15 protein-coding genes and 1 pseudogene are annotated in these 20590 nt (G+C 73.4%); 6 read left to right on the top strand and 10 right to left on the bottom strand.

Going from position 1 to position 20590, the window contains the following annotated elements:
- Nucleotides 1-96 precede the first annotated feature (96 nt).
- Nucleotides 97-1419: a D-arabinono-1,4-lactone oxidase gene (locus tag ACIQIB_RS36805; RefSeq protein ID WP_400763459.1), complete on the top strand. Its 1323-nt coding sequence runs from the start codon at nt 97-99 to the stop codon at nt 1417-1419.
- A 34-nt stretch (nt 1420-1453) separates the two neighbouring features.
- Here ACIQIB_RS36805 and ACIQIB_RS36800 read toward each other — a convergent pair whose 3' ends face one another.
- The gene (locus tag ACIQIB_RS36800; protein WP_400763457.1) at nt 1454-2224 is read right to left on the bottom strand and encodes a hypothetical protein; all 771 of its coding nucleotides are present in this window, start codon (nt 2222-2224) and stop codon (nt 1454-1456) included.
- A gap of 624 nt (nt 2225-2848) precedes the next feature.
- On the opposite strand from ACIQIB_RS36800, the gene sepH reads away from it, so the two are divergent.
- Complete coding sequence (gene sepH, locus ACIQIB_RS36795; RefSeq protein ID WP_363613202.1) at nt 2849-3922, top strand: septation protein SepH; 1074 nt, start codon at nt 2849-2851, stop codon at nt 3920-3922.
- An 86-nt stretch (nt 3923-4008) separates the two neighbouring features.
- Here the strand turns inward: sepH and ACIQIB_RS36790 are convergent, their stop codons facing one another.
- Entirely contained in the window at nt 4009-4869 is an 861-nt protein-coding gene (locus tag ACIQIB_RS36790) for a sulfurtransferase (protein ID WP_400763455.1), read from the bottom strand.
- A 154-nt stretch (nt 4870-5023) separates the two neighbouring features.
- Here ACIQIB_RS36790 and ACIQIB_RS36785 point away from each other — a divergent pair, with 154 nt between their 5' ends.
- Nucleotides 5024-5773, top strand: a complete 750-nt coding sequence (locus ACIQIB_RS36785) for a VOC family protein (protein ID WP_363613199.1) — start codon at nt 5024-5026, stop codon at nt 5771-5773.
- Nucleotides 5774-5776: 3 nt separating this feature from the next.
- On the opposite strand, the gene ACIQIB_RS36780 is transcribed toward ACIQIB_RS36785, so the two are convergent.
- The 4 genes from ACIQIB_RS36780 to ACIQIB_RS36765 form a co-directional block, all read right to left on the bottom strand.
- Nucleotides 5777-6433 carry a thymidine kinase gene (locus tag ACIQIB_RS36780; protein ID WP_363613197.1) on the bottom strand — a complete coding sequence of 219 codons (657 nt, stop codon included), beginning with the start codon at nt 6431-6433 and terminating at the stop codon, nt 5777-5779.
- 61 nt (nt 6434-6494) lie between these two features.
- A complete protein-coding gene (locus ACIQIB_RS36775; RefSeq protein WP_363613195.1) occupies nt 6495-7682 on the bottom strand; it encodes a nucleotide pyrophosphatase/phosphodiesterase family protein in 1188 nt (395 codons plus the stop codon).
- A 41-nt stretch (nt 7683-7723) separates the two neighbouring features.
- Nucleotides 7724-8323 carry a DUF5998 family protein gene (locus tag ACIQIB_RS36770; protein ID WP_363613193.1) on the bottom strand — a complete coding sequence of 200 codons (600 nt, stop codon included), beginning with the start codon at nt 8321-8323 and terminating at the stop codon, nt 7724-7726.
- 94 nt (nt 8324-8417) lie between these two features.
- Nucleotides 8418-11294 carry a GNAT family N-acetyltransferase gene (locus tag ACIQIB_RS36765; RefSeq protein ID WP_363613226.1) on the bottom strand — a complete coding sequence of 959 codons (2877 nt, stop codon included), beginning with the start codon at nt 11292-11294 and terminating at the stop codon, nt 8418-8420.
- A 301-nt stretch (nt 11295-11595) separates the two neighbouring features.
- On the opposite strand from ACIQIB_RS36765, the gene ACIQIB_RS36760 reads away from it, so the two are divergent.
- Complete coding sequence (locus ACIQIB_RS36760; protein WP_363613191.1) at nt 11596-11877, top strand: HPr family phosphocarrier protein; 282 nt, start codon at nt 11596-11598, stop codon at nt 11875-11877.
- Between the two features lie 141 nt (nt 11878-12018).
- Here ACIQIB_RS36760 and ACIQIB_RS36755 read toward each other — a convergent pair whose 3' ends face one another.
- From ACIQIB_RS36755 to ACIQIB_RS36745, 3 genes are all read right to left on the bottom strand, one after another.
- Complete coding sequence (locus ACIQIB_RS36755; protein WP_400657338.1) at nt 12019-13212, bottom strand: RtcB family protein; 1194 nt, start codon at nt 13210-13212, stop codon at nt 12019-12021.
- Between the two features lie 314 nt (nt 13213-13526).
- The gene (locus ACIQIB_RS36750; RefSeq protein ID WP_363613187.1) at nt 13527-14918 is read right to left on the bottom strand and encodes a pitrilysin family protein; all 1392 of its coding nucleotides are present in this window, start codon (nt 14916-14918) and stop codon (nt 13527-13529) included.
- Entirely contained in the window at nt 14915-16276 is a 1362-nt protein-coding gene (locus ACIQIB_RS36745; RefSeq protein WP_363613185.1) for a pitrilysin family protein, read from the bottom strand. The genes ACIQIB_RS36750 and ACIQIB_RS36745 overlap by 4 nt, the downstream gene beginning before the upstream one ends.
- Nucleotides 16277-16514: 238 nt before the next feature.
- Here ACIQIB_RS36745 and ACIQIB_RS36740 point away from each other — a divergent pair, with 238 nt between their 5' ends.
- Both ACIQIB_RS36740 and ACIQIB_RS36735 read left to right on the top strand, forming a co-directional pair.
- The gene (locus ACIQIB_RS36740; RefSeq protein WP_400763453.1) at nt 16515-18965 is read left to right on the top strand and encodes a DNA topoisomerase (ATP-hydrolyzing) subunit A; all 2451 of its coding nucleotides are present in this window, start codon (nt 16515-16517) and stop codon (nt 18963-18965) included.
- Between the two features lie 213 nt (nt 18966-19178).
- Nucleotides 19179-20081, top strand: coding sequence for a sucrase ferredoxin (locus tag ACIQIB_RS36735; protein WP_400763450.1), 903 nt, complete (start codon nt 19179-19181; stop codon nt 20079-20081).
- 90 nt (nt 20082-20171) lie between these two features.
- Here ACIQIB_RS36735 and ACIQIB_RS36730 read toward each other — a convergent pair.
- Nucleotides 20172-20495 (bottom strand): annotated as a pseudogene (locus ACIQIB_RS36730) (ABC transporter substrate-binding protein); the annotation flags it as partial.
- Nucleotides 20496-20590 lie beyond the last annotated feature (95 nt).

The following is a 20590-nucleotide window of genomic DNA, read 5'->3' as shown; positions in this document are numbered from 1 at the left end:
ACTCTCCTCCCTACTCGCGGGTCTACCCGCGGGTAGGGCGGCCGGGCCGCCCCTGAGCGCGCCGACACCGTTCGGCCACGGAGCAGGAGGCACCGCATGCCCCAGGCCAGTACCGCCCCCCGGACCCGCTGGACCAACTGGGCCGGCAACCAGAGTGCCCGGCCCGCCAAGGTGGTCACCCCGGGGACGGCGGAGGAGCTGGCCAGGGAGATCCTGCGCGCCGCCGAGCAGGGCCGGACGGTCAAGGCCGTCGGCTCCGGCCACTCCTTCACCTCGATCGCCTCGGCCGGTGACGGCGTCCTGGTCCGCCCCTACGCGATGACCGCCGTCCGGGAGATCGACCGCGCGGCCGGCACCGTCACCGTCGAGGCCGGCCTGCCGCTGGCCAGGCCCAACCGGCTGCTCGCCGCGGCCGGCCTCTCGCTCACCAACATGGGCGACATCGAGGTGCAGACCGTCGCCGGGGCGACCAGCACCGGCACCCACGGCACCGGACGGGACTCCGGCTCGCTCGCCGCCCAGATCCGGGCACTGGAGATCGTCCTGGCCGACGGCAGCGTCCACCGCTGTTCCCCCACCGAGAGCCCGCGGCTCTTCCAGGGCGCCCGGCTCGGCCTCGGCGCGCTCGGCGTGATCACCGCGCTCACCCTCGCGGTCGAGCCCGCCTTCCTGCTCACCGCCCACGAGCAGCCGATGCGCTTCGACGAGGTGCTGGACCGGCTCGACGACCTCACCGCCGTCAACGAGCACTTCGAGTTCTACTGGTTCCCGCACACCGACCGCTGCTCCACCAAGCGCAACAACCGCAGCCAGGGTCCGGCCGCCCCACTGCCCCGGTTCAGGGAGTGGCTGGAGGACGACTTCCTCTCCAACACCGTCTGGGAGGGCGCCTGCCGGGTCGGCCGGCGCTTCCCCCGGTCCGTCCCCGCCATCGCCTCCCTGGCCAGCCGCGCCTGGTCGGACCGCAGTTACACCGACACCGCGTACCGGGTGTTCACCAGCCCGCGCAAGGTCCGCTTCGTCGAGATGGAGTACGCGGTGCCGCGCGAGGCGGCCGCCGGGGTGCTGCGCGAGCTCAGGGCCCTGATCGAGCGCTCCGACTGGAGGATCAGCTTCCCGGTCGAGGTGCGCTTCGCCCCGGCCGACGACCTCTGGCTCTCCACCGCCGGCGGCCGGGACACCGCCTACATCGCCGTCCACCTCTACCGGGGCACCGCCGACCAGGGCTACTTCACCGAGGTCGAACGCCTGATGACCGCCCACCGGGGCCGCCCCCACTGGGGCAAGCTGCACACCCGGGACGCCGGCTACCTCCGCGAGGTGTACCCGCACTTCGCCGAGTTCACCGCACTGCGCGACGAACTCGACCCGCGGCGCGTCTTCGGCAACGACTATCTGCGGCGGGTGCTCGGGGCGTAGGGCCGCTCCGGCGGTTCCCGGGGCGGATCCCGCCCTACGGCGCCGGCTCTCCGGTCGGGGCGGCGGGCGGCGGGGAGACCCCGGCGGCCGCACCGCTGGGAACGGGCGGCTGCGGGCTCGCCGCGCCGGACGGCTTCGCACCGGTGCCACCCGACGGGGTCGGTTGGGCGGACAGCGTCGCGCTCGGGCCCGCCGAGGGCGAGGCCTTGCCGCCGCCGTCGGTCCCCGCACCCGGGCTGGAGCCCTGGTCCGGACCGGGTTTGGAGGGCGTCGGCGCCGAGGCGCCACCGCCGGCGGACGGCGAGGCCTCCGGGGCGCGCCCGCCCGTGGACGGCGGACTCGACGGACCGTGCGACGGAGCGTCAGCCGGCGGGCTCGACGGCTTCGTGCCGACCGTGCCGCCCAGCGAGGTGCCGTTGCCCGACTCCCCCTTCACCGTCGCCGACACCGGCTGCCCGGTCGCCAGCTCGAAGGCCAGGATCGGCACCATCGCCAGGACGAACACCAGCGAGGAGACCGCCGCGTACGTCTTCCAGCTCCACCGCCGACGCGCCCGGACCGTCCGCGGTTCGTTCCACTCCTCGGAGAGCCGCGGCCGGGTGACCGGAGCGGACGGGGAGTCGGCCGGCACCTGGCGCAGCCCGTTCACCGCCGGCCCGGGACCGGTCCGGTCCACCGCCTCGCGCAGCTGCTCACCGGTGCGTTTGAAGATGTGCTGGAACACCGCGCCACCGGTGGTCGCGCCGATGCTGACCACCGCCGCGCCCAGAATCGTTCCGTACACCCCGAGTTCGGAAGCCAGCAAGGCCCCCACCACGGTTGCCAGTGCGCTTGCCGCGACCTGAGCCACACTCAGATCAATTCGCTTGCGACCTTCCTTGCCGCCCTCCTCGACGGCCTTCCGCTCCGGCATCAACATCCCTCGGTCCGTACGACTGTTCCTCGAACAAGTCACTCCATCTTGCACAAAGAAGGACACAAGGGTCGAAAATGCGGTTCTCCGCGGTCGATATATGTGAAGATGATCACCGTTCCCCGATCGGTCGTCGGCCATTGGAGGGGCACGCTCTTGAGATTCCCGTAAATCGCGGGAGACTTGAGCGGCGAGCCGCCCCTTTGGATGCCACGAATGGAGTACTGTTCGTAAAGCCTGAGCCTTGGGTCGACTTGTCGACTGCCCCTCAACCGGCAGCTGGACAAAGAGCCACGGCGCAGGCACGCACGGCGACGCCCGTCCCGGATCGTCGCGTCACTGCTCGTGCGAGGACGGCCGGGACACCCAGACGCGACGTCGATGGATGACGTGGCAAAAAGGCAACCGTGCCACAGTGGCGTTCCCGGGCGTAAGCCCGACACGCCGGGGAACTCAGCAAGGTTGTGGCCAGTCGCGAGTGGGCAGGCCACACTCAGTACGGGAGCAGCGACGCAGGTGACGTCGGCAGGCACCACCCGGGAGGTAACCGTGCCCGAACTGCGGGTTGTGGCCGTCAGCAACGACGGCACACGGCTGGTGCTCAAGGCCGCCGACAGCACGGAGTACACCCTTCCCATCGATGAGCGGCTGCGCGCCGCCATCCGTGGTGACCGTCCGCGCCTCGGCCAGATCGAGATCGAGGTGGAGAGCCATCTCCGCCCCCGTGACATCCAGGCGCGGATACGAGCCGGTGCCTCCGCTGAGGAGGTCGCGCAGGCGGCCGGCATCTCCGTCGACCGGGTCCGCCGCTTCGAGGGACCGGTGCTGGCCGAGCGAGCCTTCATGGCCGAGCGGGCCCGCAAGACCGCGATCCGCCGGCACGGCGAGTCCACCGGACCGCAGTTGGGCGAGGCCGTCGCCGAGCGGCTCGCGCTGCGCGGCGCCGAGAAGGACACCGAACGCTGGGACTCCTGGCGGCGCGACGACGGCACCTGGGAGGTCATCCTCTCCTACCGGGCCGACGGCGAGGGCCGCAGCGCCTCCTGGACGTACGACCCGCCCCGGCGCCTGGTCCAGCCGAACGACGACGAGGCCCGCGCGCTGATCGGCGAGAACGTCGAGCGCGAGGAGGAGTCGGTCTTCCCGTTCATCCCGCGCATCGCCCGGCTCCCCCAGGAGCGGCCGCCGCGCCCGATGATCGACCGGCCCTCGGCCGACCGCATCATGTCGTCCCGCGAGGTGCGTGAGTCCCGTGAGGCCACGGCGGAGTCCCGCGACTCACTGACCAGCCTGCTCGACGTCGTCCCGGCCTTCCGGGGCGACCTCGCGGTCGGCCCCGCCCCGATCGAGCCGGTGGCCGCCGAGGTCGCCGAGGAGACCGAGGAGCCGGCCGCCGCCGCACCCGCGGTCGGCGCGGGCTCGGCGTACGCGGACATCCTGATGCCGCGCGCCGTCGCCCCGCACCGGGAGCGTCTGGTCGGCACGACCGACCGGCAGGCCGAGGCGGACGGCGTACGGCCCGGCCGCCGGGCCACCGTGCCGAGCTGGGACGAGATCGTCTTCGGCAGCCGGCGCAAGAAGCAGGAGTAGACGCATGACGAAGGAGGGGGCGCCGACCAGGTCGGCGCCCCCTCCTTCGCGTGTTCGTCGTGTTCGCCGTGTTCGCCGTGCCGGGATCAGCCCGGCTGTCCGGTGACCGCCACCGGGCGGGTGGCGTCGCTCGACCACTCGCTCCACGAGCCCGGGTACAGCGCGGCCGGCAGGCCCGCCACCGCCAGCGCCAGGATCTGGTGAGCCGCCGTCACGCCCGAACCGCAGTAGACCGCGGTCTCCCGCTCGCCCGCGCCCAGCGCCCGGAACCGCTCGGCCAGTTCGGCGGCCGGCCGGAACCGCCCGTCCGGGCCGACGTTCTCGGTGGTCGGCGCGGAGAGCGCCCCCGGGATGTGGCCGGCGCGCGGGTCGATCGGCTCGCTCTCACCCCGGTAGCGCTCCCCCGCGCGGGCGTCCAGCAGCAGACCGGTGCGGGCCAGCGCGGCGGCGCCGTCCCCGTCCACCGTCGGCAGCTGCCCGGGCACCGGCTTGAAGTCGCCCTCCGCCGGCTCCGGCACCTCGGCGGTCACCGGCAGGCCGGCCGCCTGCCAGGCCGCGAATCCGCCGTCCAGCACCCGGACCTCCGGGTGGCCGGCCCAGCGCAGCAGCCACCAGGCCCGCGCCGCCGCCAGCGAGGTCGCGCCGTCGTACACCACCACCGGGCGCCCGGCCGAGACACCGGAGCGGCGCAGCGCGGCACCGAACTCCTCGGGGTCGGGCAGCGGGTGGCGCCCACCGCGCCCGGGCGGGCCGGCCGGGGCGGCGAGGTCCTGGTCCAGGGCGACGAAGTGGGCGCCGGGCAGATGGCCGAGCGTGTAGTCCTCGATGCCGGGCGGGCCGCCGAGCTGCCAGCGCACATCGAGCAGGACCGGCGGACGGTCGGAGGCGAGCGCCTCCCGCAGACCGGCCGCCGAGATCAGCGGGGACCCGTCGTTATTGATGGTCATGGCGGTCATTCTCGCGCAGCGCGACCGCCGCGAGGCTCTTTGTGCGGTCTTTGCCGGACTTTCCGCGCGGCCCGAGGGTTCGACGCGCGCCAGGGTGGAACCATCACCCTCACGTGCGCGCCTTCGTGCGCCAACCGCCCCTGAGGAGGCCCGCATGCCCGCGGTGAAACTCCGGCTGGCCCAGGGCACACCGTGCTGGGTCAGCCTGATGACCGACGACCTGGCCGGTGCCCGCGCCTTCTACGGCGGGCTGCTCGGCTGGACGTACACCCCGGGCCCCGGCCAGCTCGGCGCGTACGTCCGGGCGGAGCTGGGCGGCACACCCGTCGCCGGTCTCGGGGTCTCCTCCGTGACGGGCTTCCCGGTGCAGTGGACCACGTACTTCGCGGTGGACAGCGCCGACCGGACGGCCCAGCAGGTGCGCGAGTGCGGTGGCACGGTCGCGGTCGGACCGCTCCAGGCGGAGCAGGCCGGGCGGCTGGCGATCGCGGCCGACGTGTCCGGCGCCGTCTTCGGGCTCTGGGAGGGCGGGGAACACCTCGGCCGGGAGGCGGGGCCCGAGCCCGGCGGCCCGGCCTGGGCCGAGCTGCTCACCCCGGACGAACCGGGCTCCGCCGCCTTCTACGGCGCGGTGCTCGGCCGGCCGGTGGAGTCCTCGGCCGGCGGGTCCGCACTGCTGGTGAACGGCCGGCCGGTGGCGGGCATCCGGCACAGCGGTGAGCTGCGCGGGCATCCGCCGCGCTGGCGGGTCCACTTCGCCGTCCGGGACGCCGCGCTGACGGCCGGTCGGGCGGTCGAGCTGGGGGGCGGGGTGCTCGTGGAGCCGCAGGAGACCGAACGCGGCCGGGTCGCCCGGCTGGCCGACCCGCAGGGCGGCCACTTCTCGGTCCTGCAGACCGGATAGGGCTCAGGCCTGCTGTTCCTCGAAGGGCAGGACGTCCGGGGAGAGCACCGAGGCACGGGCGGTGGCGGCCGTCAGCCGGCGGCGGTGGTGACGGCGGCAGAGCACCTCGTAACCGACCTCGTCCTCGCGCACCGAGATGTCGCCGATCACGACCTGGGCGCCCTCGACCACCATCACGCCGCCGACCGTACGGGCGTTGTGGGTGGCCCGCGCGCCGCACCAGCACAGGGCCTCGACCTGGAGCACCTCGACCCGGTCGGCGAGTTCGATCAGCCGCTGGGAGCCGGGGAAGAGCCGGGTGCGGAAATCGGTGGCGATACCGAAGGTGAAGACGTCGATGCCGAGTTCGTCCACCACCCGGGCCAACTGGTCGACCTGCTCGGCGGCGAAGAACTGGGCCTCGTCGCAGATCAGGTAGTCCACCCGGCCGCCGGCCGAGAGCCGGTGCACGACATGGGCGTGGAAGTCGAAGTCGTCCGTCACCTCGACCGCCTCGGTACGCAGGCCGAGCCGGCTGGAGACGGTGGCCGCGCCGGCCCGGTCGTTGCGGGTGAGGATGATCCCCTGCCGGCCGCGGGCGGCGTGGTTGTGGTCCATCTGGAGCGCGAGCGTCGACTTCCCGCAGTCCATCGTGCCCGAGAAGAACACCAGTTCAGCCATGGGTGGTGCAGAGGCCTTTCACATCAGGGGAGTTGGGGGCCTGGTTCATCGAACAGACCTCCTACCGGCGGACTTCGAGCAGGGGCACGAACTGCTCCACCGGGGTCATCGAGCCGTGCAGGCCGATCATCGCGGACTCGCCGGGCTCGTTGCGGGAGGCGGTGATCGCGATGTCGTCCCGGGCGGCGGCGACCACGTCGCCGATCCGCTGGTAGACCCGGTCGTCCACGGACGGGCCGAACCAGCCGGCCGCGATCGCCTCGTCCCGGGTGGCCACCCACATCCGGTCGCCGAGCACCTCGCTCCAGACCGTGTACACATCGGCGGCCGCCCCCGGCACCGCGTACACGTGCCGGGCCCGGCCCTCGCCGCCGAGCAGGGCGACGCCCGCGCCGAGCTCCCAGTCCTCGTCGAAGTCGATCCGGTCCTCCGGCGCGATGTCGATCATGCCGTGGTCGGCGGTGACGTACATCGCCGAGCGCGGCGGCAGCTGCTCGGCCAGACGCCGGGCCAGGCGGTCCACCGCGTCCAGCGTCATCCGCCACTCGTCGGAGTCCACACCGAAGCGGTGCCCCGCGCCGTCCAGCTCGCTGACGTAGGTGTAGACGAGGGCCCGGTCGTGCTCGGCCAGCCAGCGGGCGGTCTGGTCCATCCGCTCCTCGCCGGTGGTGCGGCCGAGGAAGGTACCGCCGGAGAGCGCCACCCGGGTCAGCGGGGTCTGCGCGAACAGCGGCGAGGAGACCTGCGCGGTCGCCACCCCGGCGGCGTGGGTCTGTTCGAAGACCGTCGGGTACGGCTGCCAGGTGCCGGGGTCGGTCGGCGGCTGCCAGCGCAGCTGGTTCATCAGGTACCCGGCGCCGGGCACCGCCACGGTGTATCCGACCAGGCCGTGCAGGCCCGGCGGGGTGCCGGTGCCCACCGAGGCCAGCGAGGTCGCGGTGGTGGACGGGAAGCCGGCCGTCAACGGGCGCCCGGTGCCGCCCAGCGAGCTGCCGACCAGCGAGGAGAGGAACGGCGCGTACTCGGGATGGCGCAGCAGCAGCTCCCAGCCGAGACCGTCGACCAGGAAGACCACCGCCCGGTCGGCGGGCGCGATCGGCAGGGTGGCGGTGAAGCCGGGGACGCCGAGCCCGGCCGCCACGGAGGGGAGCAGGTCGCAGAGCGAACCGCTGCCGTACGGGGGCGCGGGGGCTCCGGCAGGGTCGAGGATCTCGAAGGCGTCGTAACCGTCGGCGGGTGCGAAGGACATATCGGCGGGTCTGGTTCCCTGGCTTTCCGGTCCGTCGCCGCTCAGGCCCGCGGGGCGGTGCTGATCGTCGCGTCGGAGAGCGCGCGGGCGAACACCAGGGCCTGGGCGACCGTCTCCGGGCCGTCCCCCGCCTCGCTGACCCGAAGTGACAGGTCGTCGGCGGTGGCCGAACCGGTGTAGCCGTGGTCCGCCTCGCAGTTCGGGTCCGAGCAGCCGGCCGGCTCCAGGTCCAGGCGCTGCACGGCGCCCCAGCCGATGGTCAGCACGACCTCGCGCGGCAGGGTGCCCGGGGTGTACGTCTCCGGGTTGGCGACCATCCGGCTCACCACGACCGAACCGATCCGGTCGAGACGCACGCTCTCGGTGGAGGTGGTCGCGTACGGCACGGCGGGGCCGGCCCCGTCGCCGGTCTGCTCGTCGGTGTGGCTCACCACGAACCGGGTCGGGGTCAGGACCAGCACCGTGACATGCCGGCGGACCTCGTTGGCGTCGAAAGTGGTCTCCTGGTGCACCAGGTAGGAGCTGATCGGCTCCGGGCCCACCGCGGACTCGACCGCCTCGGACACCAGGGCCGGGTAGTAGCCACTGCGCTCGATCGCCGAGCGCAGGTCCTGAGTGGTGGTGGTACCGGTCTTCGCCATAACTCCATCCTGGCATGGTCCGCCGACGAAGCGGGCGGCGCGGCGCCGAGCTTCCGGACGACAGCGCCCCCGAGCAGGGCGCAACCAAGGAAGGTTACAGCGTGCTCATGGCGCGCGGGCCCAGATCGCTTCGGACGGGCAGAGGTGCTATACGCACCCGCGCCCCCAGGATCGCCAGGCCGTGCGGGGCGACGACCACCGGTTCGAGGTCCACCGAGGCGACCTCGGGAATGTCGTCGACCAGTCGGGAGACCCGCAGCAGCAGTTCCTCCAGGGCACCGGTGTCCACCGCCTCGGCGCCGCGCCAGCCGAACAGCAGCGGCGCCGCCCGGACCTCCCGGATCAGCCCGGCCACGTCCTGGTCGGTCGCGGGCACCAGGCGGTGGGCGACATCGCCGAGCAGTTCCGCGGGGGCGCCGGCGAGGCCGAAGGAGAGGATCGCGCCGACCGCCGGGTCCACGGTGGCGCCGATCACGGTGTCCACACCGCGCGGGGCCAGCCGTTGCACCACCAGCTCGGCCTGGGCGGCGCCGCCGAGCAGCGCGTCCAGCTCGCGGTGGGCCCGGCGCAGCCCCGGCTCGCCGGTCAGGTCGAGGCGGACGCTGCCGAGGTCGGGCCGGTGGCGCAGGTGCGGGGCGGTGGCCTTGAGCGCGACCGGGTAGCCGAGGGTGGCGGCCGCCCGGACGGCGGTCTCCTCGTCGGGCGCGGGCAGGGTGGGGTGGACGTCGATGCCGTAGTGGGCGAGCAGCCCGGCGGTGTCCGCGTCCGGCAGGGTGATCCGGGCGCCGCCGGGCTGGGTGCGGGCGGCGATCGCGGTGCGGGTGCTGAGCGCGGCCTCGACCAGGGCGCGGGCGCCGCCCTCGTCGATCCGGTCCAGCTCGGGGACGCGGGCGGTCTCCTCCGCCTCGGCCATCCGGCGGCGCCACTCGGCGTAGTGGACGGCGTGCGCGAGGGCACGGACGGCCCGCTCGGGCGCGGGGTAGGCGGGGATGCCGCCCGGGCGCAGCCGCGCCGGCAGGTCGGTCAGCGCCAGGTGGGCCAGCAGCAGCGGCTTGCCCAGCTCCTGGGCGCGCCGGCCGGCGTCGAGCAGGGCGGCGGCGATCTCCGGGTCGTCCGAGCCCATCTCGGGGTCGTCCGGGCCGGTCAGCCGGCCGCCCATGAAGGCGTGGGCGGAGGTGCCGATCGGCGGGATGGCGACGGCGATCACCGCGTCCACCGCCGGGTCGCCGAGCGCCACGTCCAGGGCGATCCGGAAGTTCTCGCCGGTCGCGGCGGTGGTCAGGTCGACGGGCGTCCGGGGGCGCAGGCCGGCGCTGAGGCAGGCGTCGTGGGTGAGCAGGCCGAGCGAGTCGGAGTTGCCGACGACGGCGACCCGGCCGCCGGCCGGCAGCGGCTGCTGGGCGAGCAGCTCGCCGGTGTCGTACAGCTCGGTGATGGTCTCCACCCTGGTCACCCCGGCCTGCTGGAACAGCGCGTCCACGGTGGCGTCGCGCAGTCCGGTGGCGGTGGCCGGGACGGCGTGGCCGGGCGGCAGGCTGCCGGTGTGGCGGGCGCCCTTGACGACCACGATCGGCTTGGCGGTGGCGAGCCGGCGGGCGATCCGGGTGAACTTGCGGGGGTTGCCGAAGGACTCCAGGTAGAGCAGCACCACGTCGGTGGCCGGGTCCTCCGCCCAGTACTGGAGGAAGTCGTTGCCGGAGACGTCGGACCGGTTGCCGACCGAGGCGAAGGAGGAGACGCCCAGGCCACGCCGGTGGGCGGCCTCCAGCAGGGCGACGCCGATCGCGCCGGACTGGCAGAAGATGCCGAAGCCACCGCGCTCGGGCAGGACGGGGGCGAGCGAGGCGTTGAGCGGCCGGTCGGGGTCGGTGTTGATCAGGCCGAAGGCGTTCGGGCCGATCACCCGCATGCCGGCCGCGCGGGCCTGGCGGACCAGGGCGCGCTGGCGGTCGCGGCCCTCCGGGCCGGTCTCGGCATACCCGGCGGTGACCACCACGAGGCCCTGCACGCCGTGCGCGCCGCACTCGGCGACGGCGGCGGGGACGGCGGCGGCGGGGACGGCGATCACCGCGAGGTCGACCGGCCCGGGGATCTCCAAGATCGAGCGGTGCACCGGGACGCCGTCCAGCTCGGTGCCGGGCGGGGCGTTGCGGTTCACCGCGTAGACCGTGCGGCCGTCTCCGGTGGTGGGGTCGCCGTCCCGGGCGGTGCCGTCGCCGTCATCCGCGGTGGAGTCGCGGTTCTTGGCGGTGAAGTCGCCGAGCAGGTCGCGCAGGATCGCCCGGCCGACGGTCTGCGGATTGCGCGAGACGCCGAGCACCGCCACCGAGCGCGGGGTGAGCAGCCGCTGCACGGACCGCGCCTCGGCACGGTGCTCGCGCGCCCGCATGACGGCGAGTGAGGCGGCGGTCGGCTCCAGGTCGAACTCCAGGTGCACCACGCCGTCGGCGAAGCTGCGGTGCTGGGTGTAGCCGGCGTCGGTGAAGACCTTCACCATCTTGCGGTTCTCCGGCAGCACCTCGGCCTGGAAGCGGCGGATGCCGCGCTCCTGCGCCACCGCCGCGATGTGCTCCAGCAGGGCCGAGGCCACGCCGCGGCCCTGGTGGGCGTCCTGCACCAGGAACGCCACCTCGGCGTCGGTGCCGGTGATGGAGGGCCGGCCGTCGGCGTCGATCCGGTCGTAGCGGACGGTGGCGATGAAGCGGTCGCGGATCACGACGGCGAGGCCGACCCGGTTCACGAAGTCGTGGTGGGTGAAGCGGCGGACGTCCTTGTCGGAGAGCCGGGGGTAGGGCGCGAAGAAGCGGAAGTACTTGGACTGGTCCGAGACCTGTTCGTAGAACTCGACCAGCCGGCCCGCGTCCGCGGGTGTGATCGGCCGGATCCGCGCCGTGCCGCCGTCGCGCAACAGGATGTCGGCTTCCCAGTGCTGCGGGTAGTCCGGTTCGGTGTCCTGCGGGTCCCGCTTCAGGTCCGTTCGGGAGGCCTTTACGAGGTCCCGACGGGGGGTCTGGCCGGGGTCCTGCTGGGGGCGCGGTGCCGCGGAGTCGTCCACATTCGTCAGGTTATCCGGCGGCGAGCCGAATGGCGTCGGGTGTGTGCTCGCGGCAGGGTGGACAGGGCCACTGGCCGGGGCTTATGCCCCCGAAAGAAACAATCACAAGTCCCGAACGCGGCGGCTCGGAGGGGTCACCTGCGTGCAACACTGGTCTAGACAACATGGCCGCCACCCCGAGCACGGCCGTGACAGCTTCACCGGAAAGGCACGTCTCATGGCTGAGCGCCGCGTCACCATCGGTTGGGCCGAGGGCCTGCACGCCCGTCCCGCCTCCATCTTCGTCCGGGCCGTCACGGCCACCGGCGTGCCCGTCACCATCGCCAAGCCCGGCGGCAACCCGGTCAACGCCGCCTCCATGCTCGGGCTGCTCGGCCTCGGCGCCCAGGGCGGCGAGGAGGTCGTCCTCGCCTCCGACGCCGAGGGCGCCGACCAGGCCCTGGACCGCCTCGCCAAGCTGGTCCAGGAGGGCCTCGACGAGCTGCCGGCCGCCGCCTGAGCACCGTCACACGAGGGGTGCACCGCCATCGCGGTGCACCCCTCGCGGCATGACCGGCTCCCGACACGGCCGGGGGCCGCACGGCCCCGCCGCCGTCGCCGGGCCACCCCGGGAGTCATCAGAGGGGCCGCGCCACCCGCGTCAGCCCTTGACGCAGACCACCTGCTTCAGGTGCGCCACGACCTCGACGAGGTCCTTCTGCTGGGCGATGACCTTCTCGATCGGCTTGTAGGCGCCGGGGATCTCGTCCACCACCCCGCTGTCCTTGCGGCATTCCACGCCCTTGGTCTGCTCGGCCAGGTCATGCGTGGTGAACCGCTTCTTCGCCGCCGTCCGGCTCATCTTGCGGCCGGCGCCGTGCGAGGCGGAGTTGAACGCCGCCTCGTTGCCCAGGCCGCGGACGATGTACGAGCCGGTGCCCATCGAGCCCGGGATGATGCCGAAGTCACCGGAGCCGGCCTTGATCGCGCCCTTGCGGGTCACCAGCAGGTCGACACCGTCGTAGCGCTCCTCGCTGACGTAGTTGTGGTGGCAGCTGATCACCTCGTCGAAGGTGACCTTCGCCCGGCGGAACTCACGGCGGACCACGTCCTGGAAGAGCGCCATCATCAGGGCCCGGTTGTTCTTGGCGTACTCCTGGGCCCAGAAGAGGTCCTGGCGGTAGGCGGCCATCTGCGGGGTGTCCGCGATGAAGACCGCGAGATCACGGTCGATCAGCCCCTGGTTGTGCGGCAGCGAACGGGCGACGCCCATGTGGTGCTCCGCCAGCTCCTTGCCGATGTTGCGAGAACCGGAGTGCAGCATCAGCCAGACGGCGCCGGTGTCATCAACACACAACTCGATGAAATGATTACCGCCGCCCAGGGTCGCCATCTGCTGCGCGGCCCGCTCGCGGCGCCACTTGACCTCCTGGGCCACGCCGTCGAAGCGCTGCCAGAAGTCGTCCCAGCCCGCCGTGGCGAAGCCGTGCAGCTTGCGCGGGTCGACCGGGTCGGTGTGCAGACCGCGACCCACCGGGATGGCCTCCTCGATCTTGGAGCGGAGGCGGGAGAGGTCGTCCGGCAGGTCCTTGGCGGTGAGCGAGGTCTTCACCGCGCTCATCCCGCAGCCGATGTCCACCCCGACCGCCGCCGGGCAGACGGCGCCCTTCATGGCGATCACGGAGCCGACCGTGGCGCCCTTGCCCAGGTGGACGTCGGGCATCACGGCGAGGCCGTGCAGCCAGGGCAGCGAGCTGATGTTGCGCAGCTGCTGCATGGCCTGGCCCTCGACGGTGGCCGGGTCGGTCCACATCCGGATCGGAACCCGGACGCCGGGTACCTCGGTGTACGGCATGGCGGAACGACCTCCAAAGGTCGGTTGGTTCAAGCCTAGGCGGGGTGCCGCACGGAGAAGCCCGGTGCGGCTCGGGAGAAGCGTGGGAGGGCGCTCAGGCGCCCAGGGCACATCGGGAGGACGGCCTCGGGGAGCGCTGTATGGCTTGCTCGACCCGCATGTGACCGCCTCCTTTCGTCCGTGTGTGCCAGGGGATATCTACCCATGCGGCGAACAGCCCCCGCAAGGGAATTAACGCGGCGGGGCCCGGCGGAGCGAAACGCTCCACCGGGCCCCGTTCGGCACGCCGGGTGCCGGGGTTCGGGCGCCGGACGTCAGGCGCTGACCACGGTGACCTCACCGATGCCGAGCTCGCGCACCGGGCCGGCGATCGTGGCGGCATCGCCGACGAGGACCGTGACCAGGCGCTCCGGCGGGAAGGCCGCCACGACGGCCTCGGTGGCGGCGGCCGTCGGCAGCTCCGCCAGCTGCCGGTAGACCTCCGCCTGGTAGTCGTCCGGCAGATGCTGCTCCACCTGGTCCGCCAGGGTGCCGGCGACCGAGCCCGCGGTCTCGTACTTCAGCGGGGCGACGCCGACCAGGAACCGCACGGCCTCGTCGCGCTCGGCGTCGGTGAGGCCCTCGGCGGCGAGGGTGCGCAGGATGGTCCAGGTGTCGGCGAGCGCCGGGGCGGTGGAGGCGGTGTCCACCGAGCCGCTGATCGCGAGCAGCGAGCGGCCGCTGCCGTCGGCCGAGGAGCGCAGCGGCTGGGCGAACGCCCGGACGCCGTAGGTGTAGCCCTTCTCCTCGCGCAGGACGCGGTCCAGGCGGGAGGTGAGGGTGCCGCCGAGGCAGTAGGTGCCGAGGATCTGGGCGGCCCAGGCGGGGTCGTGCCGGTCGGGGCCGATGCGCCCGATGAGCAGCTGGGTCTGCACCGAGCCGGGACGGTCGACGATGACGACGCGGCCGGTGTCGTCGCCGGTGACCGGGGCGTGGACGCTGGGCGCGGCGGCGGAGCCGGTCCAGGTGCCGAGGGTGGCCTCCAGCAGCGCGGGCAGGTCGGCGCCGGTGAGGTCGCCGACCACGACGACGGTGGTGGTGGCGGGGCGGATGTGGGCCTCGTAGAAGGCCCTGACGGCGGCCCGGTCGATGGACTTGACCGTCTCCGCGGTGCCGCCGCGGGGGCGGGAGAGGCGGTCGGCGCCGTCGAAGAGCTCGGCGTACAGGGCCTTGGCGGCGCGGCGGGCCGGGTTGGCCTGCTCGTGGACGATCTCGTCGAGGCGGTTGGCGACCAGCCGCTCGATCTCGTCCTCGGGCAGCGCGGGGGCGCGCAGCGCGTCCGCGAGCAGGCCGAGGCCGCGGGCCAGGCGGGAGGCGGGGACCTCCAGCGAGACCCGGATGCACGGGTGGTCGGCGTGCGCGTCGAGGGTGGCTCCGGCGCGCTCCAGCTCGGCGGCGAACTCCTCGGCGCTGAGGGTGTCGGTGCCCTCGTTGAGGGCGCGGGCGAGGATGCCGGCGATGCCGTCGAGGCCCTCGGGCTCGGCGGCGAGCGGGGCGTCGACGAGGACGTCGACGGCGACCAGCTGCTGGCCGGGACGGTGGCAGTGCAGGACGGTGATGCCGTTGCCGAGGGCGGTGCGCTCGGGGGCGGGGAACGCCCACGGGCTGGGGGTGCCGGGCTGGGGCTGGGGGTGGAACGTCATGGCGGGGACGTAGTCGGTGCTCATGCGGCAGCGCCCTCCTCGTCGGTCTCGGCGGTGGCGGCGGTCTCGTCGTCGGCGGTGGGCTCGTAGACGAGGACGGCCCGGTTCTCGGGGTTCAGCCGGGTCTTGGCGACGGCCTGGACCTCCTCGGCGGTGATGTCGAGGACCTTGGGGAGGGCTTCGTTCACCAGCTTCGGGTCGCCGAACAGGACGGCGAAACGGCAGAGTTCGTCGGCGCGGCCGGCGACGGTGGTGAGACGGTCGAGCCATTCGCGCTCGATCTGGGCCTGGGCGCGCTCGAGTTCGGCCGGGGTGGGGCCCTCGGCGGCGAACCGGGCGAGCTCCTCGTCGACGGCCCTGTCGATCTGCTCGATGGTGGCGTCACCGGAGGTCTTGACGTCGAGCCAGCCGAGGCTGGGTGCGCCGGCGAGGCGGAGCAGGCCGAAGCCGGCCGCGACGGCGGAGCGGTCACGGCGGACCAGGCGGTTGTAGAGGCGGCTGGACTCGCCGCTGCCGATGATGGTCAGGGCCAGGTCGGCGGCGTCGGCCTCGCGGGTGCCGTCGTGCGGGAGGCGGTAGGCGGCCATCAGGGCGCGGGACGGGACGTCCTCGCGGATCAGCTCGCGGATCTCACGGCCGATGGTGTCGGGCAGGGTGCCGTCGCGCGGGGGCTGCTTGCCGTCGTGGGCGGGGATGCTGCCGAAGTACTTCTCGACCCAGGCGATGGTCTGCTCGGGGTCGATGTCGCCGACGACGGAGATGACGGCGTTGTTGGGCGCGTAGTAGGTGCGGAAGAACGCGCGGGCGTCCTCCAGCGTGGCCGCGTCCAGGTCGGCCATGGAGCCGATCGGGGTGTGGTGGTACGGGTGGCCGTCGGGGAAGGAGAGTGCGGTGAGCTTCTCGAAGGCGGTGCCGTACGGGACGTTGTCGTAGCGCTGGCGGCGCTCGTTCTTGACGACGTCGCGCTGGTTCTCCATCGACGTCTCGTCGAGGGCGGCGAGCAGCGAGCCCATCCGGTCGGCCTCCAGCCAGAGCGCGAGCTCCAACTGGTGGGCGGGCATGGTCTCGAAGTAGTTGGTCCGCTCGAAGCTGGTGGTGCCGTTGAGGGAGCCGCCGGCGCCCTGGACCAGTTCGAAGTGGCCGTTGTTGGAGACGTTGGCGGAGCCCTGGAACATGAGGTGCTCGAACAGGTGGGCCAGCCCGGTGCGGCCCTTCACCTCGTGGCGGGAGCCGACGTCGTACCAGAGGCAGACGGCGGCGACCGGGGTGAGGTGGTCCTCGGAGAGGACGACACGCAGGCCGTTGGCCAGGCGGTGCTCGGTGATGGCGATGGCAGCGCCAGTTCCTCCGGTGGAGGCTGATGCGGGGGCCGGGTTGGCCATGCGCTCGGGTCCTTCCCGTCGTCGATGTCGGGGTTCGTGTGGCGTCCCCCATTGTGGTGCAACGCACGGGGGGCGCGGATGTGTCCGCGCGGACAGGGCGTTCGCCAGGGGCGGAAGAGGGGCGCTGGCTGGGAGTGTCGGCTTGAGGGTCCACAATGGGGGCGCTGAGCCCTGTTGACGACCAGCCGATGACAGACGCAGACGAGACGCAAGCGAGACGTAAGGGAGCCCCGCCGCGATGGCCCGCCGCAGTTCGCAGACCCCGCCGCCCGAAGACTTCGAGGAGCGGATCCTCGACGTCGACGTCGTGGACGAGATGCAGGGCTCCTTCCTGGAGTACGCCTACTCGGTGATCTACTCGCGTGCGCTGCCCGACGCGCGGGACGGTCTGAAGCCGGTGCACCGGCGGATCCTGTACCAGGCCAACGAGATGGGCCTGCGGCCGGACCGCGGACACGTCAAGTGCGCCCGCCTGGTGGGCGAGGTGATGGGCCGGCTGCACCCGCACGGTGACGCCTCCATCTACGACTCGGTCGTCCGGATGGCGCAGCCGTTCTCGATGCGTCTGCCGCTGATCGACGGCCACGGCAACTTCGGTTCGCTGGGCAACGACGACCCGCCGGCCGCGATGCGGTACACCGAGTCGCGGCTGACGGCGGCGTCGATGGCGCTGGTGGAGTCGATCCACGAGGACACCGTCGACTTCGGCCCGAACTACGACGGCAGCGAGCAGGAGCCGATGGCGCTGCCGGCCGCCTTCCCCAACCTGCTGGTGAACGGCGCGACCGGGATCGCGGTCGGCATGGCGACCAACATGCCGCCGCACAACCTGTCCGAGGTGGTCGCGGCCGCCCGGCATCTGATCAAGCACCCGAACGCGGACCTGGACACGCTGATGCGGTTCGTCCCCGGTCCGGACCTGCCGACCGGCGGCCGGATCGTCGGTCTGTCGGGCATCCGGGACGCGTACGAGTCGGGGCGCGGCACCTTCAAGATCCGCGCGACCACGTCGATCGAGAGCGTCACGGCCCGCCGCAAGGGCATCGTGGTCACCGAGCTGCCGTACAACGTCGGCCCGGAGAAGGTCATCTCGAAGATCAAGGACCTGGTCAACGCGAAGAAGCTGCAGGGCATCGCGGACGTCAAGGACCTGACCGACCGCGCGCACGGGCTGCGGCTGGTGATCGAGGTGAAGAACGGCTTCGTGCCGGAGGCGCTGCTGGAGCAGCTGTACAAGCTGACGCCGATGGAGGAGACCTTCGGCATCAACAACGTGGCGCTGGTGGACGGCCAGCCGCTGACGCTGGGCCTGAAGGAGCTGCTGGAGGTCTACGTCGACCACCGCTTCTCGGTGGTCCGCCGGCGCAGCGACTTCCGTCGGCGCAAGCGTCAGGAGCGGCTGCACCTGGTCGAGGGTCTGCTGGTGGCGCTGGTCGACATCGACGAGGTCATCGCGATCATCCGGTCCAGCGACAACGCGGCGCAGGCGAAGGAGCGCCTGATGGAGCGCTTCTCGCTGTCGGAGACGCAGACGGCGTACATCCTGGACACCCCGCTGCGCCGGCTGACCCGTTTCGACCGGGTGGAGCTGGAGGAGGAGCAGGCCAAGCTCAACTCCGAGATCGCGGAGCTGACCGAGATCCTGGAGTCGGACACCCGGCTGCGCAGTGTGGTGTCGGGCGAACTGGCCGCGGTGGCCAAGCAGTTCGGTACCGAGCGGCGGACGGTCCTGCTGGAGGCGGGCGCGGCGCCGTCGGCGGCGCTGTCGGTGCCGCTGGAGGTGGCGGACGACCCGTGCCGGGTGCTGCTGTCCTCGACGGGCCTGCTGGCGCGGACGGCGGACGGCGAGCCGTTCGAGCTGTCGGAGAAGCGCGCCAAGCACGACGTGATCGTGTCGGCGGTGCCGGCCACCGCGCGGGCGGACGTGGGTGTCGTCACCTCGGCGGGCCGGGTGCTGCGGCTGCCGGTGATCGACCTGCCGGCGCTGCCGCCGACGCCGTCGCCGACGCTGGCGGGCGGCGCCGCGGTGGGCGAGTTCCTGCGGCTGGAGGCGGGCGAGCGGGCGCTGGCGCTGACCACGCTCGACGAGTCCTCGCCGGGTCTGGCGCTGGGCACGGCGCAGGGCGTGGTGAAGCGGGTGGTGCCGGAGTGGCCGGCGAACAAGGACGAGTTCGAGGTGATCGCCCTCAAGGAGGGTGACGAGCTGGCCGGTGCGGTCGAACTGCGTACCGGCGAGGAGGACTTGGTCTTCATCGCCTCGGACGCGCAGCTGCTGCGCTACCCGGCGGGCCAGGTCCGTCCGCAGGGCCGCCCGGCGGGCGGCATGGCCGGCATCAAGCTGTCGGACGGCGCCCGGGTGCTGTCGTTCACCGCGGTGGACCCGGCGGCGGACGCGGTGGTGGTCACGGTGGCGGGCACCACGGGCACGCTGGCCGGCGAGGAGCAGAGCTCCTGGAAGGTGACGCCGTTCGAGCAGTACCCGCGCAAGGGGCGGGCGACGGGCGGCGTGCGCTGCCAGCGCTTCCTCCGCGGTGAGGACGCCCTCGCCTTCGCCTGGGCGGGCGCGGCCCCGGCCCGTGCCGCGACGGCCAAAGCGGCCCCGGTCGACCTCCCCGAGCGCGACCCGCGCCGTGACGGCTCGGGCACTCCGGTGACGACGCCGATCGCCGTGGTGGCGGGCCCGGCGTAGCAGGGTCCGGGGCGGGGGCGGGGCACCGGAGGCCGGTTCCCCGCCCCCGTTTTCGTCGTTCCGGGCCTGTGCCGGGAGACCGGCTGCGGTACGGGTCCCGGTGGAAGCGGGGTCGGGCCAGGCCCCCGGTCCAGGGCGGGGCCCCGGGAGCCCACGGCGGCGCCCCGGGCCGGGGCCGCCGTCGGCCGAGGCGCCAAGGGTAGCCTTGCCTGCGTGAGCACCTGTGCGACCGTGTCGCGTGAACTGTCCGAACCACTGGCCGCCACGGCGGCGACCGCCACCACCTGGCTGCTGGTCGAGCAGAACGGACCGTGGGGGGCGAAGGCGCTCGGTGAGAGCCATCTGGACGCCGCCGTGGGCCGGGCCCTGGAGGCGGCCGCGGCGGGAACCGGGGTGCGGGTGGCACTGATCCGCCGGCCCGGGCGGCACGCGGACTGCCTGCCGACCGCCCGGCACGAGGTGATCGTGGCGCACACCGTGCCGGGCCGGGGCTGGGTGCGCCGGGCCACGGTGGCCGACCCGGCGGAGCTGCTCGGGCTGGACTTCGGCGAGCTCGGGGCGGGCGACCACGGAGGCTTCGGCACGGCGCACGTCGGCGGTCCCGTCGCCCTGGTGTGCACCAACGGCCGGCGGGACCGCTGCTGCGCGCTGCTGGGGCGTCCGCTGGCGGCCGAGCTGGCGGCGGCCGGGCACAGCGAGGTGTGGGAGGTGACGCACCTGGGCGGGCACCGCTTCTCCCCCACCATGCTGGTGCTGCCGTACGGCTACGCCTACGGGCGGCTGACGCCGGAGAGCGCCAAGGAGGTACTGGCCGCGACGGCCTCCGGACACATGGTGCCGGAGTGGTCGCGGGGCTGCTCGGGCTGGGACCGCCCGGGCCAGGCGGCCGACCACGCGGTGCGGCTGGCCACCGGGGAGACCAGGGTGGACGCGCTGACCCTGGCCCAGTCGCCGGCGGGCGAGGGGCGCTGGCTGGTGGACGTGGTGCACGAGGACGGCCGGGCCTGGGAGGTCGAGGTCGTGGAGGGGGTGAGCGAGCCGCCGCGCCCGGAGAGCTGTGGCAAGGCGGCGGGCACGCCGTCGCGGATGGACGTGACGGTCGTCCGGGCGCGGTGACGGCCCTCCCCCGTCGCCGGCTCCCGCTGCTTCCGGCACGGTGACGACCCCGCGCCCGTGGGAGTGGACGCGGGACCGTCGGCGCGGTGGTCAGCCCGTGGCGGCCTTGCTGACGAACTCGGTGGTGTAGGTGCGGGCGAGGTCGATCGAGCCCTCCTTGCCCTTGACGTCCGGGTGGAAGGCCGCGAGCACGGCGAGCACCGTCTTCGGGCCGTCGGCCGGCATCACGCCGTCCGTGGTGAACATCGGCAGGGTCGCCTTGATCGCCGCCGCGTACTGCTCGGCCCCGCCCTGCGCGTAGTCGGCGGGCATCTTCTCGGCGATCTCCGCGGGGGTGTGGGTGGACATCCACTTGAGGGTCTTCACGAACGCGTTGGCGAGCTTCTGGGTGGTGTCCTTGTTCTTCTCCACCCAGGTGAGGTAGGCCCGTGGGCGCGGTGCCGACGTCTCCGTCGGTCGTCTCCCTCGGGCCCCCTCCCGCACCCGGCGTGCGAATTACTCCGCACCGG

Source organism: Kitasatospora sp. NPDC092286, assembly GCF_044755565.1.
Lineage (GTDB): Bacteria > Actinomycetota > Actinomycetes > Streptomycetales > Streptomycetaceae > Kitasatospora.
The sequence above is the reverse complement of the archived record's forward strand: the minus strand, read 5'-3'. Positions and strand labels throughout refer to the sequence as shown.